This window comes from Ruegeria sp. AI2, assembly GCF_056541275.1.
The window spans coordinates 91,346-105,543 of sequence record NZ_JBQFYB010000009.1; the positions used below are offsets into that span (position 1 = coordinate 91,346).

At 55.6% G+C, this 14,198-nt stretch carries 16 protein-coding genes; 12 read left to right on the forward strand and 4 right to left on the reverse strand.

Annotation, left to right across the window (positions count from 1 at the left end; translation table 11 throughout):
* Window positions 1-194 precede the first annotated feature (194 nt).
* Window positions 195-365 carry a hypothetical protein gene (locus ACR0LL_RS15355; protein WP_480588149.1) on the reverse strand — a complete coding sequence of 57 codons (171 nt, stop codon included), beginning with the start codon at window positions 363-365 and terminating at the stop codon, window positions 195-197.
* A 337-nt stretch (window positions 366-702) separates the two neighbouring features.
* Here ACR0LL_RS15355 and ACR0LL_RS15360 point away from each other — a divergent pair, with 337 nt between their 5' ends.
* From ACR0LL_RS15360 to ACR0LL_RS15380, 5 genes are all read left to right on the forward strand, one after another.
* Window positions 703-924 (forward strand): hypothetical protein, encoded by a 222-nt coding sequence (locus ACR0LL_RS15360; protein WP_480588151.1) that lies wholly within the window; start codon window positions 703-705, stop codon window positions 922-924.
* Window positions 925-1,244: 320 nt separating this feature from the next.
* Window positions 1,245-2,873: a peptide ABC transporter substrate-binding protein gene (locus ACR0LL_RS15365; protein ID WP_480588152.1), complete on the forward strand. Its 1,629-nt coding sequence runs from the start codon at window positions 1,245-1,247 to the stop codon at window positions 2,871-2,873.
* Between the two features lie 66 nt (window positions 2,874-2,939).
* Window positions 2,940-3,863 (forward strand): oligopeptide ABC transporter permease OppB, encoded by a 924-nt coding sequence (gene oppB / locus ACR0LL_RS15370; RefSeq protein ID WP_209507493.1) that lies wholly within the window; start codon window positions 2,940-2,942, stop codon window positions 3,861-3,863.
* Window positions 3,864-3,873: 10 nt separating this feature from the next.
* A complete protein-coding gene (locus ACR0LL_RS15375; protein ID WP_209507494.1) occupies window positions 3,874-4,803 on the forward strand; it encodes an ABC transporter permease subunit in 930 nt (309 codons plus the stop codon).
* Window position 4,804: 1 nt separating this feature from the next.
* On the forward strand, window positions 4,805-6,610 hold the full coding sequence (locus ACR0LL_RS15380) for an ABC transporter ATP-binding protein (RefSeq protein ID WP_480588154.1): 1,806 nt from the start codon (window positions 4,805-4,807) through the stop codon (window positions 6,608-6,610).
* A gap of 92 nt (window positions 6,611-6,702) precedes the next feature.
* Here the strand turns inward: ACR0LL_RS15380 and ACR0LL_RS15385 are convergent, their stop codons facing one another.
* Genes ACR0LL_RS15385 through ACR0LL_RS15395 form a run of 3 tightly spaced genes read right to left on the reverse strand, consistent with a single transcriptional unit; the run spans window position 6,703 to window position 8,590 of the window.
* Window positions 6,703-7,764, reverse strand: a complete 1,062-nt coding sequence (locus ACR0LL_RS15385) for a YeeE/YedE family protein (protein WP_480588156.1) — start codon at window positions 7,762-7,764, stop codon at window positions 6,703-6,705.
* A 42-nt stretch (window positions 7,765-7,806) separates the two neighbouring features.
* Window positions 7,807-8,163: an ArsR/SmtB family transcription factor gene (locus ACR0LL_RS15390; protein WP_209507497.1), complete on the reverse strand. Its 357-nt coding sequence runs from the start codon at window positions 8,161-8,163 to the stop codon at window positions 7,807-7,809.
* 52 nt (window positions 8,164-8,215) lie between these two features.
* Window positions 8,216-8,590: a hypothetical protein gene (locus ACR0LL_RS15395; RefSeq protein ID WP_480588158.1), complete on the reverse strand. Its 375-nt coding sequence runs from the start codon at window positions 8,588-8,590 to the stop codon at window positions 8,216-8,218.
* Window positions 8,591-8,670: 80 nt separating this feature from the next.
* Here ACR0LL_RS15395 and ACR0LL_RS15400 point away from each other — a divergent pair, with 80 nt between their 5' ends.
* From ACR0LL_RS15400 to soxB, 7 genes are all read left to right on the forward strand, one after another.
* A complete protein-coding gene (locus ACR0LL_RS15400) occupies window positions 8,671-9,411 on the forward strand; it encodes a cytochrome c biogenesis CcdA family protein (protein WP_480588160.1) in 741 nt (246 codons plus the stop codon).
* A 14-nt stretch (window positions 9,412-9,425) separates the two neighbouring features.
* Window positions 9,426-10,004 carry a thioredoxin family protein gene (locus tag ACR0LL_RS15405; protein ID WP_480588162.1) on the forward strand — a complete coding sequence of 193 codons (579 nt, stop codon included), beginning with the start codon at window positions 9,426-9,428 and terminating at the stop codon, window positions 10,002-10,004.
* 131 nt (window positions 10,005-10,135) lie between these two features.
* Entirely contained in the window at window positions 10,136-10,612 is a 477-nt protein-coding gene (gene soxX / locus ACR0LL_RS15410) for a sulfur oxidation c-type cytochrome SoxX (protein ID WP_267366181.1), read from the forward strand.
* Window positions 10,613-10,658: 46 nt separating this feature from the next.
* Window positions 10,659-11,075, forward strand: coding sequence for a thiosulfate oxidation carrier protein SoxY (gene soxY, locus ACR0LL_RS15415; RefSeq protein ID WP_480588163.1), 417 nt, complete (start codon window positions 10,659-10,661; stop codon window positions 11,073-11,075).
* Between the two features lie 34 nt (window positions 11,076-11,109).
* Entirely contained in the window at window positions 11,110-11,439 is a 330-nt protein-coding gene (soxZ, locus tag ACR0LL_RS15420) for a thiosulfate oxidation carrier complex protein SoxZ (RefSeq protein ID WP_209507503.1), read from the forward strand.
* A 70-nt stretch (window positions 11,440-11,509) separates the two neighbouring features.
* Complete coding sequence (gene soxA / locus ACR0LL_RS15425) at window positions 11,510-12,355, forward strand: sulfur oxidation c-type cytochrome SoxA (RefSeq protein ID WP_267366180.1); 846 nt, start codon at window positions 11,510-11,512, stop codon at window positions 12,353-12,355.
* Between the two features lie 87 nt (window positions 12,356-12,442).
* Entirely contained in the window at window positions 12,443-14,140 is a 1,698-nt protein-coding gene (gene soxB / locus ACR0LL_RS15430; RefSeq protein ID WP_480588164.1) for a thiosulfohydrolase SoxB, read from the forward strand.
* Window positions 14,141-14,198 lie beyond the last annotated feature (58 nt).

Sequence of the window (14,198 nt, forward strand, 5' to 3'; positions counted from 1 at the left end):
TGGCAGTGCCGGTCCGACTCTACCTGAAAAATAAATGCCAAAACAACAGCGGGAATAGCCACAAAAGCAATTCACGTCGCCAGCTTCAGCAGTGCCGAAAGCCTTTCAATCGTCATGATAAGCGTGTTTACATCAACGGTTCCAGGCACCCGTTGTGGCAGATGCCTGAACGCCTCTCCTCTTTCGGAGCGATCTTACTCAACCGCCACCGTCACCGAGATTACCTTGCAGGTAAAACGCAAAGCTGCTTCGGCGCCGTTCGCTTTGGCCACCGGTGTGGAAAGGTCGAAGCCAACGTCTGCTGTTTCGTCCGCCGAAAAGATGATGGCCAGTGTCTGGTCGGTCCTGCCCTGTGCCACCTGCATCCCGTCAACAAAGAGGGTGCCGTCCCACCTTTGCCAGGGCTTCCACCGTCATAATCGAAATCGAGGACGATTTCATGAGTACCTTCGGTCACAGGTTCGGACGCCGAAACAGTAAATATCTCGATCCCCAACCAGTTTTAGGCATAGGCTGGAACGCCATTTTCAACATAAATCGACCAGCCGCCAAAGCGGCCCGCTTGGGCGATAATGGTTCCGCGGTCACCGTTCGAAGGTTCTTCGATATGTTCTGAAATGCGTTAGGAGAGGTTCTGGATATTCGGGGTCATGCCAGTCATGCCACTGCAATCGCCGAAGCTGCGTGTCGACGGAAAGGCCCATGCGATCACCTGAACTACTCGGCGCGCTCGACTCTGTGCAACAGAGCCTGGCAAAGCTCAGTGATCTGACCCGTGGTATTCTGAACCGTGTGATACATGTAATGGACCACAGGCTTGCTGAAATGACGTCACTGATTCGCGTGTTTTTTGGTTTGCCCGAGGCCAGAATGCTGTCGCCATTCGGGCTCGAAGGATCGTTCGGAATTCGCGTGGCTTCATGAAAATGTCACGAAGACCGAGCTGATCCTCAGAAAATTGCCAGCGATAGGTCGTTGGAGATATTTCTGCTTGTGGTTGCCTAAGATTTCATCAAGGCTTTATCCCAGAGCCAAAAGATGTCACGGTTCAACGCAGTGAAAGACAACTTTCGCAACTTCTTTACCGACAGAAACCAAGAAAGCTGCGACGCAGTGTTCCTTGCGAATTGGCGAAACCAAAATCGAAATGGACGAAGTCCCAGCGGGCGTCGGTCTAACCCGGCTGCTGCGTGCGACCCCGATCAAGTGGGGCCGCGCGGCGACGAAAATATGGGAGAGAAATCATGAACAGATACATTCAGAACTCAGTGGCGGGGCTTTTGTCGTCGACCATGATCACAGGTGCCGCGTTTGCCGCTGGCATGCATCCTGAAACCGGCGAAGCGCTGGCGGACGATCAGACCTTTACCTACCGCATTCTGGACGAGCACAGCTCGGTCGATCCGCAGGTTGTCGAAGACGTTTCCGGTGCTGAAATTGTACGCGACCTGTTTGAAGGGCTGATGAACCAGGATGAGGATGGCAATCTGGTTCCGGGCGTTGCCACAGGTTACACCGTCGATGACAGCAAGAAAGTCTATACCTTCACACTGCGCGGCGATGCTAAATGGTCGAATGGCGACCCGGTAACCGCCGGAGATTTCGTTTTCGCCTGGAAACGGGCGGTTGATCCGGCACTGTCCTCTCCCTACGCGTGGTTCATGGAACTGATGTCGATCGAAAACGCATCGGCAATCATCGCAGGCGAAAAACCGATTGATGATCTGGGCGTTAAAGCCATCGATGACACAACCCTGGAAGTCACGCTGAGCGCGCCGCTGCCGTATTTCCCGCAGATGACAACGCATTCGACAACCTTCCCGGCACCTCAGAAGGTGATCGCGGAATTTGGTGATGAATGGACCAAACCCGGAAACATCGTGTCCAATGGCGCGTATGTTCTGACCGAGCACTTGCCACAGGAACGTTCGGTCCGTGAGCGCAACGAGATGTACTGGGACAATGACAACACCATCATCGACAAGGTTGTGGCTCTGGTCATCAATGATGAAAACGTAGCCCTGACCCGCTATCTGGCCGGTGAACTGGACCGGACCGAAGTTCCCGCCGGTCAATTCCCGCGTCTGCAGGAAGAGCATCCGGGCGAGGCTATCAGCTTCCCGCGCCTGTGCAACTACTACTACACGTTTAACGTGTCGGACAGCGGCCCTGAAGAATTCAAGGATCCCAAAGTTCGCCAGGCCCTGTCGCTAGCCGTTGACCGGGACATCATCACCAAGAATATCAAGGCCGGTGGCGAGCCGCCCGCGTATACATTCGTGCCAGAAGCAACCGCAGGTTTTACTGTCCCGGTCGTTGAAATGGCATCGATGAGCCAGGCTGAGCGCGATGAACTGGCCAAGGAACTGCTGGCCGAGGCCGGCTTCGGCGCGGATAACCCTCTGACCTTCTCGATGGTCTACAACACTTCGGAAGCCCACAAGAAAGTTGCCGTCGCGCTGAGCCAGATGTGGAAGCAAAAACTGGGCGCCAACGTTGAACTGGCCAACATGGAATGGAAAGTCTTCCTGGAAGAGCGGGGCAACCAGAACTTTGATCTGGCCCGCGGCGCGTGGTGTGGTGACTATAACGAAGCCTCAACCTTCCTTGACCTGTTGCAGTCGGATTCGGGCTACAACGACGGCAAGTATAACAATGCCCGCGTGGACGAGTTGCTGGCCGAAGCCAAAACTTCGGACGATCCGGCTCCGCTGTACACCGAGGTCGAGCGTATTATCGCTCAGGAAACCCCCGTTATCCCGATCTATCACTATGCTGGTGTCTACATGATGGATAGCGATGTCGGAAACTGGCCGGTCAAAAACGTAGAGCAAAACTGGTACTCCAAGAACCTCTACAAAATCGCCGAGTAATCATCTTCTGACCATGACCTGCCCCGAAGTTTTCTTCGGGGCAGCGCCATCTATTGGGGGCATTGAATGCTTGCCTATGTCATTCGGCGGGTCCTGACCGCCATACCGACGATTCTGCTGCTGATCGTCGCCTGTTTCTTCTTGATGCACTATGCGCCCGGTGGGCCCTTTACCTCGGAACGGACATTGCCGCCGCAGGTTCTGGCCAATATCGAGGCGCGGTACGGCCTGGACCAGCCGTTGTGGAAGCAACTCTGGGATTATCTGTACAATATCGTTGTGCATTTCGACTTTGGCCCGTCTTTCAAGTTCAAGGACCGCGATGTGAACGACATCATCGCGCAGGGCTTTCCGATCTCGCTGACCTATGGGTCGCTGTCCTTTCTGGTCGCTACTGTGGTGGGCATCGGACTGGGGATTGCCGCCGCAATCCGGCACAACAGCTGGATCGACTACTTTGCGGTTGGGCTGGGGATTGCAGCACAGGCGCTGCCCAACTTCATCATGGGTCCGATCCTGATCCTGACATTCACCCTGTGGCTGGGATGGTTGCCCGGCGGTGGGTGGAATGGTGGTCAGTGGCCCTATCTGATCATGCCGGTTATCGCCCTTGCGACATCTTACATGGGATCGATTGCACGGATCACCCGGTCTTCAATGCTGGAGGTTCTGAATTCGAACTTCATCAGAACCGCCCGTGCCAAGGGCCTGCCGACAAGAACCGTGATCTGGCGCCATGCGATGAAGCCGACCTTGCTGCCGGTCGTATCTTATCTGGGACCGGTGTTTGTCTATGTGCTGACCGGATCCGTCTTTGTTGACATCTATTTCTCGACCGGTGGTCTGGGGCAGGCTTATGTCGGCTCGGCCTTATCACGCGACTATGCCGTGCTGCTTGGGGTTACGATCCTCTATGGCGTTCTGACCGTTCTGGTAAACCTGCTGACCGATCTGGCCTATGCCTGGTTCGATCCGAAGATCCGCTACTGAGGGGCTGGATATGCTAGGAAAATCACAAAAAGCCGCGCATCTGGCCGAAGAAATCACCGATTATACAGCCGTTCAGGGGCGTTCGCTCTGGCAGGATGCGCGAATGCGCTTTGTACGAAACAAAGCGGCAATGGCCAGCGTGTTCATTCTGCTGCTTATCGTGTTGTTCACGATCATAGGCCCGTATTTTGCCGTCTGGAGCAATGAAGAGATCGACTGGAATGTCATGGGCGATGTCCGGGGCATGGGAATGCCGTCGATGGAAACGGGTCACTATTTTGGTGTCGATGATTTGGGGCGCGATTTGTACAGCCGCGTCATTCAGGCAACCACGACGTCCCTGCTTGTGGGGTTGATCGGGGCGGCGACCGCTTTGATCGTTGGTACGTGTTACGGCATTACTGCCGGGTATTTTGGCGGGCGGACGGATGGCGCGATGATGCGTTTTGTCGACATCCTTTTGGCTATCCCGACAACTCTGATCATCATTCTTCTGCTGGTTGTTGCCGGGCGATCCTTCTTCACGCTTTTCATCGCACTGGGCGCGGTTGGATGGCTGACCATGTCACGCATTGTGCGCGGGCAGACGCTTGCCCTGAAGAACCGCGAATTCATCGAGGCCGCCCGAGCGGCGGGCGTCAGTGAATTTACGATCATGTATCGTCATATTTTGCCCAATCTGCTGGGTGTTGTGATCGTCTATGCCTCGCTTCTGGTGCCTGAGATGATCCTGACCGAAAGTTTCATCTCATTTCTGGGCCTGGGGATTTCCGAACCTTACACGTCACTGGGAAGACTGATCGCAGAAGGGGCGGGAACCATGGGCTATGGAACGCTGTGGCAATTGATGTTCCCGCTGACATTCTATGTCGCCATTATCATCACGATGTTCTTCATCGGCGATGGTTTGCGTGACGCTTTGGACCCGAAGGACCGCTGATATGAGTCTGTTTTCCGTAAAGAACCTGAGCGTCCGATTTGACACTCCCGATGGTGTCGTTGAGGCGGTCAAGGATATCAGTTTTGATATCAATCCGGGCGAATGCCTTGGTATCGTCGGTGAAAGTGGATCCGGCAAAAGCCAGACCTTCATGGCGGCAATGGGTTTGCTGCCCCCCGCCGGACACGCCAGCGGGTCTGCCAAGCTGAACGGTCAGGAGATTTTGAACCTGCCGGTGAACAAGCTGAACCAGATCCGCGGCGACGATGTCGGCATGATCTTTCAGGATCCTCTGACTGCATTAACGCCGCATCTGAAGATTGGGCAACAGATGCGTGAAGTGCTGCAGGTCCACGAGGGCCTGAAGGGGTCAGCCGCGCGCGCACGCTGTCTGGAGTGGTTGGACAGGGTGCGCATTCCCGAAGCGGGCCGCCGTCTGGACCAGTACCCGCACGAATTATCCGGCGGAATGCGACAGCGTGTTATGATTGCGATGTCGATGCTGTGCAGTCCCAAACTGCTTATTGCGGACGAGCCGACGACGGCGCTGGATGTCACTGTTCAGGCAGACATCCTTGATCTGATGGTTCATCTGCAGAAGGATGAGGGAACCGCGATTGCACTGATCACGCATGACATGGGCGTTGTTGCGCGCATGTGCGACCGGGTTCAGGTCATGCGCATGGGCGAATTCGTCGAAGCCGGCGAAACACGCGCGCTGTTCCGAAATCCGCAACACGAATACACGCGGGCCTTGCTGGAGGCGATGCCCCGGATTGATGCCGGCGACGCGCCGCGCGCTTTGGAAAAGGCCGAAGAACCCCTTCTCAAGGTCGATGACGTCAAAGTTCATTTCCCCATTCATGTCTCTGGCGGGTTGTTCGGGCGCAAGGTTCCGCTGAAGGCTGTCGATGGTGTCAGCTTTGATATTCGCAAGGGCGAAACTCTGGGTGTCGTGGGCGAATCCGGTTGCGGAAAATCGACACTGGCGCGCGCGGTTTTGCAACTGATCGAACCCAGCGCGGGGGGCGTCAGCTGGTTGGGCCATCCGATCGTCGGCTTGAAGCGATCCGAGCTGAACAAGTACCGCAAGGACCTGCAGATCGTGTTCCAAGACCCTTTGGCCAGTCTTGATCCACGCATGACCATTTCAGCGTCGATTGCTGAGCCGCTGAAAACCTACCGCCCCGATCTGACGGACCGGGAACGCAAGCAGATGGTCGCCGCGATGATGGAACGGGTTGGTCTGCAGGCCAACATGATCAACCGTTACCCGCACGAGCTGTCCGGAGGGCAGAACCAGCGCGTCGGCATTGCGCGGGCGATGATCAACAAGCCCAGGCTGATTATCTGCGACGAGGCCGTTTCAGCGCTGGACGTTTCCATTCAGGCGCAGATTGTCGCGCTGCTAAAGGAACTTCAGCAGGAATTCGGCCTGTCGATGATTTTCATCAGCCATGACTTGTCCGTGGTGCGCGCGGTATCGAACCGGATCATGGTTCTGTATCTCGGGCGAATTGTGGAAATGGGTGATGGTGAGGTGATCTGCTCGGAACCGATCCACCCTTATACTAAATCGCTGATTTCGGCCGTGCCGATACCGGATCCGGATGTAGAGCGGACGCGGCAGCGCCTCAAACTGCCGGGTGAGCTGCCATCGCCGCTGGATCCCAAAGCCGCGTTGCGTTTCTTGCCCAGTCGGCTGGTCAACGGTCACAGTGATTATGTTCCAAAGCTGCAGGAGGTCGCACCAGACCATTTTGTAGCGGAACACGACACACTGCATTCCATCATGGCCAATGGCTGAGAGAAGGGTCTGCTGCAGGTTTTCGGTGCTTGAAGCATGCGCCGAAAACCTGCGCAGGGACTGTACGAAGAAACCGTAGCGTGTGGTGGGGCTTAACGCTCGGGAATGAAAGACAATCCTGACACAAGCTGTCGCAGGCCAAGAGCTGCTCCGGCAAAGATCGCCGCAAAGGTTATAGGCGCGCTATAGGCCAGCAGAGAAAAAGCGGAGATGCCTTGCCCGACGCTGCACCCAACCGCAATTATTGCTCCGGGTCCCATAATTGCCGCTCCCAGCATCTGCCGCTTAAGTTCACGTGGATCTTCGCAGGCTTCCCAGCGGAAATGACCTTTTGACCATGACCCGAGGAAAGCCCCAATCAGAACCCCTGAAACCGAACCGACCGCAAACGAGAGCGTGTTGCCTGAGGCGGTCATGAGATAGAACACGGTATCACCCAAAGGCGCGGCAAACGTGTGTGTTTGCAAGGTCTCACCGTCAAACCCGTGTGTGGCTACCCAATTGGTGCCAAGCCAGCCTGAAACGACTGCCAATCCGACCGCCGCACCCCAAAAAACCTGCGCAGGTGATTTACGAAAACGGTCATTTGTCAGGGCAAACACTACTATGGCAGAGCCGACAAGCGTTCCCGTAACCCATGCCGGTATCGACGTCAGCCGTTCGGCAAGGAAGCTGACGCTTTGTGGATTACCGAGATCCATGGCTTCGGGAAAAAGCCAGATCCTAACATAGGCCAGAGGGCCGGACATGACCACATATGCGGAAAGGCCCACGATCAGGACAATGACGAATGACCGAAGGTCGCCGCCGCCAAGGCGTGCAAGCGCGCCATAGCCGCAGTTTCCGCTGATGGCCATGCCATATCCGAACATCAATCCGCCAATAACCGATCCGATCGGATTCCATGTCTGCGCAATATAGGTCGTGCCGAGCGGGTCAATCCCACCCAACGCCATCCCCAAATGGCTGCCGACAATCGCAACACCAATCGCAACGGCCCACATACGCAGGCGCCGGTCGTCATTTGCATAAAGATAATCTTCTATTGCACCCAAGGTGCAGAACCGCCCGATGCGCGCAGCAAGACCAAGTACAATGCCGCCGACCAGACCGATCAGCGCAACTGTATTGGCGTCTCCCAGAAGTTCGAACATGGCCAGTCTCCTCCCAAAGCTGGCGGTGTTTTTCGCGGGTTTCTATTTGTCCCGACAGAAAAGATTGTAGACGACTTCCAGAATCTGAGTCGACCGGTCGTCCGCCAATCTGTAGTAGATCGTTTTGCCTTCGCGTCGTGTCTTGACCAGCCCTTCAAAGCGCAAGCGGGACAATTGCTGGGAAACGGCAGCCTGTCTGGCCGACAACATTTCCTCCATCTGCGTGACGGATTTTTCCCCTGATGACAAATAGCACAGAATCATCAGCCGCCCCTCATGGCTGATCGCCTTGAGGAAATTGGACGCCGTCTGGGCGTTATCCATCATCCTGTCCAAGTCCTCGTTGCACATGTCCTTGGTGAACACGGGCAGTTTCGACGGTTTGTCCAACAAGATCATCTCGCTTTCGTGGCTTCACGTATTCAAAACAGTATATGTAAATCCCGAGGATTTAACCAGAGCTCTCGATCTTAACTCCGGCGTCACGTAGTAAAACACCCAATAGCCCCCAGAAAAAGTCTTCGCCAGGATACCCTTCGATCCGGCCGATTTCGTGACCGTCCTCCAGCAATACAAAGGTCGGCGTATAAAAAAGCGGCCGGTCCAGAGTAATCCCTTCGGGCGTGGTTGCGTGGATGTCCGTTCGTTGCAGTGGGGCAGCTTTTCCTTCCGTTGTCAGCGGGTAGATCTCGGAAATTTCGGCGTCCCAGCGGGCGCACCACATACACCCGTCTTCTTCGGCCATCAGCAACACCATTTCAGCCCGAGACGCAGCAGGCCAGATCAGCAATGTGATGACGAGCAATGTATGTATTACGTGACGCATCAAAAGCTCCGATTGACCTGGGTGGTACATCTTTATTATTTTGAATGTGTGAATAGTAACCTGTCAGGACGGATTTGACCATGCTCGACATCACGTTTGCAGGGGCTCTGATCGCGGGGCTTTTGTCGTTCCTGTCCCCCTGCATTCTGCCCATTGTCCCATTCTACCTCAGCTATCTTGCAGGCGTCGGGATGGAGCAGATTTCGGCCGGTTCGACGATCACCACGGATGTTCGCCGCCGGGCGACCCTGTCAGCGATTGCTTTTGCTGCAGGGATCATCACGGTCTTCATGGCGCTTGGGGCCACGGCGTCGATCTTTGGTCAGCTGGTTCGCGCGTATTTCGACATTCTGCGATGGATCGCTGCGCTCATCATCATCGCGATGGGCCTGCATTTTCTGGGTCTTTTCCGCATCGGGTTCCTGTATCGACAGTTTCGTGCAGATATCGGCGAGACGACAAATGTAAGCGTGATCGGGGCATATGTTCTGGGGCTGGCTTTTGCCTTTGGCTGGACGCCTTGCGTCGGGCCGGTTCTGGCGGCGATCCTGTTCACGGCGGCCGGAACCGAGACCGCTTGGCGTGGTGCCGTGCTTTTGTTCGTCTATGGGGTTGGCATGACAGCGCCGTTTGTTCTGGCAGCCTTTCTGGTTCGGCCCTTCATGCAATGGATGGCACGTTTCCGGAAACATCTGGGAATGATTGAAAAGGCGATGGGTGTCTTACTGATTCTTTTTGGCATCCTGATCGCGACCAATTCCATAAATCTAATCGCACAATGGATGCTGGATCACATGCCTTGGCTGGCGGCCATCGGCTAATTCGGGAGAACACCATGAAACGGATAGTATTGTTCTTGATTGCAGGGCTGTTTGCTGGGGCGGTTTCCGCGGCTGAACTGGGGGATGACGGTCTGCATAAAACGCCGTGGATGCGGGACACGTTCAAAGACCTTCGTGAAGACCTTGAAGAGGCGACGGGGGAAGGCAAGCGGCTGGTTCTGTTCATTGAACAACAGGGCTGCATCTACTGCAAAAAGATGCATGAAGAGGTTTTCCCCCAACCCGACCTGTCTGCGTATATCGAGGAAAACTTCTTTGTCGTTCAGCTGGACTTACACGGAAGTACGATGGCCATCGATTTTGACGGAGAAGAAGCCGAGCAAAGATCACTGATGCGCAAATGGGGGATTCTGTTCACCCCTACTTTGGTTTTCCTGCCGGAGGACGTATCAGAGGATGCCACAGCAATCGAGGCGGCCGTTGCGGTCATGCCCGGGGCGTTCTCGAAGGGAACGACCCTCGATCTTTTTACCTGGGTCAATGAAAAACGGTACGAGCTTGATAATGGAGAAGATTTTCAACGGTATCATGCGCGCCGCATTCAAGAACGAAACAATGTTTCGCAAGATTGACGCGGTGCAGTATAAATAAAAAAATTCATTAAGATGAATTTAATGTTGCGATGAACCCCGCCCGTCGACTACGGTACACAGAGGCTTTGGGTCGCAAAGCGCCATCGGCGCGGTAGCAAATGGGAGGGATCATGAAGCTGAGACACTTGACTTTGGCTTGTATCATAACAGGCAGTGCCGCCATCGCGGCAGAAACAGGACCAAAAGAGGTACAGTTCGACGATTATGGCGCGGTGGAGGCTTCATTGACCGGCGTCGCTGGCGATGCGGCAAACGGTGCGGTCATCGTGGGCGAGAAATCCAAGGGCAACTGTGTGGCCTGTCATCAGGTCACGGCTTTGGCGGATATTCCGTTCCATGGCGAAGTCGGTCCGCTGCTGGATGGGGCCGGGGACCGGTGGTCCGAGGCGGAGCTTCGAGGACTGGTCGCAAATGCCAAGATGACGTTTGACGGAACGGTCATGCCGGCTTTCTACAAGGATGACGGCTATATCCGCCCGGGCGACGCCTATACGGGCAAAGCCCCGTCAGGGCCTTTGACGTCAATCCTGACTGCTCAGGAAATCGAGGATGTCGTCGCGTTCCTCGCAACCCTAAAAGAACAATAATCACGCTTTCAGGCGTGAATTCGTGAGGATCCAAAGGAGATTGAAAATGGAATTTTCTCGTCGCGAGACTCTGGCTCTTGGTCTGGGCGCTGCGGTCCTGACCCTGATGCCGTTCCGCGCAAATGCGGCTGCAGAAGACGCGATAGCCGCGTTTACGGGCGGTGCAGACATTGCTGACGGCGGTGTGACACTGACGGCGCCGGAAATTGCCGAGAACGGAAACACCGTTCCGATCGAAGTCAGCGCGCCGGGTGCGGCTGCGATCCTGGTCGTAGCGGCCGGAAACCCCGAGCCCGGCGTTGCCACGTTCAACTTTGGCCCGCTGGCTGCTGCACAGGCGGCTTCGACCCGCATTCGTCTTGCAGGAACGCAAGATGTCATTGCTGTGGCCAAAATGGCTGATGGCAGCTTTGCCAAGGCCTCGGCAACCGTAAAAGTGACAATTGGCGGCTGCGGCGGCTGATCGCCACGCGCCCTGAAGAACAGGAGAACAACCAATGGCATCCGGTGTAAAACCCCGCGTCAAGGTTCCAAAAACAGCCGCTGCTGGCGAAGCAATCACGATCAAAACGCTGATCAGCCACAATATGGAAAGTGGCCAGCGTAAGGATAAGGAAGGCAACGTCATACCGCGCTCGATCATCAATCGGTTCACCTGCGAGTTTAACGGAGAGCTGGTGATAGACGTGACGATGGAGCCGGCGATTTCGACAAACCCGTACTTTCAGTTCGATGCAACCGTGCCTGAAGCCGGGGAATTCGTTTTCACGTGGTATGACGATGACGGGTCCGTTTACGACACAAAAAAACCGATCGAGATCGCCTGACGGCTCGACCGTAACGGCAGATCAGCGCCGGAGGTTAAAACCTGCGCTGGTCACCCAAGGGAGGAACGCAATGAATAAAAAAGCACTCACGGCGATCGCGGCAGTTCTGGCTTTCCCGGTTTCAGTGGCAGCTGGACCTGACGAAGACAAGCTGGTGATCAACGAAGAACTGGAAATGGTTTCGGTGACCGAGGCCCCGGCCCATGTCGAGAACTTCGATACGATCTATTCGGGGTGGCATTTCAGGACCGATGAAACGCAGGCGTTGCAGATCGACGATTTCGACAACCCGGCTATGATTTTTGTCGACCAGGCCGCTGATCTTTATGAGGCTGTCGATGGCGCGGCTGGCAAAAGTTGCTCTTCGTGCCACGATGATGTGGAAAGCTTCAAAGGGCTGCAAGCGTCCATGCCGAAGGTCGATGCGGAAACCGGCAAGCTGGTTGTGATGGAAGATCTGATCAACAAGTGCCGTACGGAACGCATGGAAGCAGATGCGTGGAAATGGTCTGGTGCCGATATGCAGGGCATGGTAGCGCTGATTGCCTTTCAGTCACGAGGGCTGCCCATGAATGTCGCCATTGATGGCGATGCTGCCCCATATTGGGAGCAGGGCAAGGAAATGTACTACACCCGATATGGTCAGCTGGAGCTGAGCTGCGCCAACTGTCATGAAGACAACTGGGGCAACATGATCCGAGCCGACCATCTGAGCCAGGGGATGGTTAACGGTTTCCCGACTTATCGTCTGAAACAGGCCAAGCTGATCTCGCGCCACAACCGTTTCCGCGGCTGTATTCGTGATACTCGCGCTGAAACCTTTGCTGAAGGTTCGGACGAATTCCGGGCACTGGAACTTTATGTGGCATCGCGCGGCAACGGCCTTTCGGTCGAAACGCCGGCCGTGCGTCAGTAACAAAGAACCCGCGCCGGGATTTCCGGGCGCGGGATTTTCATTTCTGCCACATTCACACATTTATATGTGAAATAGGAAAGCCAACAGATGATATCGCGACGTGATTTTCTACAGGTCTCCATGGCGGCCTCAGCGCTGTACGGGGCATCCGGTTTCGGGAACTGGGCAAGGCTGGCGGCCCAGCAAAGCCTGACCCAGGACCAGTTGCTGGAATTTGAGACCTTTGGAAATATCAGCCTGATTCATATCACGGATATCCACGCGCAGCTCAAACCGATCTACTTCCGCGAGCCCGAGGTCAACCTGGGCATCGGAGACGCGCGCGGGCAAATGCCGCATGTGACGGGGGCCGCGTTTCGCAAGGCTTACGGGATCGAAGATGGCAGCCCGTCCGCCTATGCGCTGACCTACAATGACTTTGCTTCATTGGCGAAGACCTATGGCCGCGTCGGAGGGCTTGACCGGGTTTCGACCGTTATCAACGCCATCCGTGCCGACCGGCCAGATGCGCTGTTGCTGGATGGGGGCGATACCTGGCATGGCTCGTATACCTGCTATCAGACGGCGGGTCAGGACATGGTCAACGTGATGAATGCACTCAAGCCCGATGCGATGACATTCCATTGGGAGTTCACGTTGGGCAGCGAGCGGGTCAACGAGATCGTTGAAGGTTTGCCTTTTGCGGCGCTGGGTCAGAATATCTTTGACGCGGAATGGGATGAACCTGCGGAGCTTTTCAAGCCCTACAAGTTCTTCGAACGCGGCGGGGCCAAGATTGCCGTCATCGGACAGGCTTTCCCGTATATGCCAATTGCCAACCCCAGTTGGATGTTCCCGGAATACTCGTTCGGGATCCGTGATGAGAACATGCAGGCCATGGTGGACGAGGTGCGCGACGCAGGTGCCGATGTTGTCATCGTCCTCAGCCATAACGGCTTTGACGTGGACAAAAAGATGGCGAGCCGCGTTCAAGGGATTGACGTAATCCTGAGCGGTCACACCCATGACGCTTTGCCTGAACCGGTTCTAGTCGAAAAGACGCATATCATCGCGTCTGGCTCGAACGGCAAATTCGTCAGCCGCGTTGATCTGGACGTGCGGGATGGCCAGATGATGGGGCTGAAGCACAAGCTGATCCCGATCCTTTCAGACGTCATCGCGCCTGATCCGGCAATCACGGCACTGATCAACGAGCAGCGCGCACCATATGATGCGGCACTAAGCGAAGTGATCGGCAAGACGGACTCGCTGCTGTATCGGCGCGGAAACTTCAATGGCACGTGGGACGATCTGATCTGTGATGCACTGATCAGCGAGCGCGAGGCAGACATTGCCATGTCGCCGGGTGTGCGATGGGGTCCGTCGATCCTGCCCGGTCAGGAGATCACGCGTGAGGATATCTGGAACGTCACTTCGATGTCCTATCCGAATGCGTATCGTACGGAAATGACGGGTGAATTCATTCACGTGATCCTCGAGGATGTTGGCGATAACCTGTTCAATCCCGATCCCTATTACCAGCAGGGTGGCGACATGGTGCGTGTCGGCGGCCTTGGATACCGTATCGATGTCACCAAACCGCAAGGGCAGCGGATCAGCGACATGACCCTGCTCAAGACAGGTGAGGCGATTGATCCGGCGAAATCCTATGTTGTGGCCGGTTGGGCCAGCGTCAACGAGGGCACCGAAGGCCCGCCCATCTGGGATGTCGTCGAAAACCACATTCGCAGTCAGGGCACCGTAACCGTCGAGCCGAATACCTCGGTCGAGGTGATCGGAGCCTGACAGCGCGAACCGAATGTCAAACATTGAATACAAGATTTGCTGATCGAAAGACGGAGGC

Excerpts from the sequence above, each read along its gene's own strand:
- ACR0LL_RS15355 (WP_480588149.1), bottom strand. The coding sequence starts at position 365 with ATGCAGGTGGCACAGGGCAGGACCGACCAGACACTGGCCATCATCTTT.
- ACR0LL_RS15360 (WP_480588151.1), top strand. The coding sequence starts at position 703 with ATGCGATCACCTGAACTACTCGGCGCGCTCGACTCTGTGCAACAGAGC.
- ACR0LL_RS15365 (WP_480588152.1), top strand. The coding sequence starts at position 1,245 with ATGAACAGATACATTCAGAACTCAGTGGCGGGGCTTTTGTCGTCGACC.
- oppB (WP_209507493.1), top strand. The coding sequence starts at position 2,940 with ATGCTTGCCTATGTCATTCGGCGGGTCCTGACCGCCATACCGACGATT.
- ACR0LL_RS15375 (WP_209507494.1), top strand. The coding sequence starts at position 3,874 with ATGCTAGGAAAATCACAAAAAGCCGCGCATCTGGCCGAAGAAATCACC.
- ACR0LL_RS15380 (WP_480588154.1), top strand. The coding sequence starts at position 4,805 with ATGAGTCTGTTTTCCGTAAAGAACCTGAGCGTCCGATTTGACACTCCC.
- ACR0LL_RS15385 (WP_480588156.1), bottom strand. The coding sequence starts at position 7,764 with ATGTTCGAACTTCTGGGAGACGCCAATACAGTTGCGCTGATCGGTCTG.
- ACR0LL_RS15390 (WP_209507497.1), bottom strand. The coding sequence starts at position 8,163 with ATGATCTTGTTGGACAAACCGTCGAAACTGCCCGTGTTCACCAAGGAC.
- ACR0LL_RS15395 (WP_480588158.1), bottom strand. The coding sequence starts at position 8,590 with ATGCGTCACGTAATACATACATTGCTCGTCATCACATTGCTGATCTGG.
- ACR0LL_RS15400 (WP_480588160.1), top strand. The coding sequence starts at position 8,671 with ATGCTCGACATCACGTTTGCAGGGGCTCTGATCGCGGGGCTTTTGTCG.
- ACR0LL_RS15405 (WP_480588162.1), top strand. The coding sequence starts at position 9,426 with ATGAAACGGATAGTATTGTTCTTGATTGCAGGGCTGTTTGCTGGGGCG.
- soxX (WP_267366181.1), top strand. The coding sequence starts at position 10,136 with ATGAAGCTGAGACACTTGACTTTGGCTTGTATCATAACAGGCAGTGCC.
- soxY (WP_480588163.1), top strand. The coding sequence starts at position 10,659 with ATGGAATTTTCTCGTCGCGAGACTCTGGCTCTTGGTCTGGGCGCTGCG.
- soxZ (WP_209507503.1), top strand. The coding sequence starts at position 11,110 with ATGGCATCCGGTGTAAAACCCCGCGTCAAGGTTCCAAAAACAGCCGCT.
- soxA (WP_267366180.1), top strand. The coding sequence starts at position 11,510 with ATGAATAAAAAAGCACTCACGGCGATCGCGGCAGTTCTGGCTTTCCCG.
- soxB (WP_480588164.1), top strand. The coding sequence starts at position 12,443 with ATGATATCGCGACGTGATTTTCTACAGGTCTCCATGGCGGCCTCAGCG.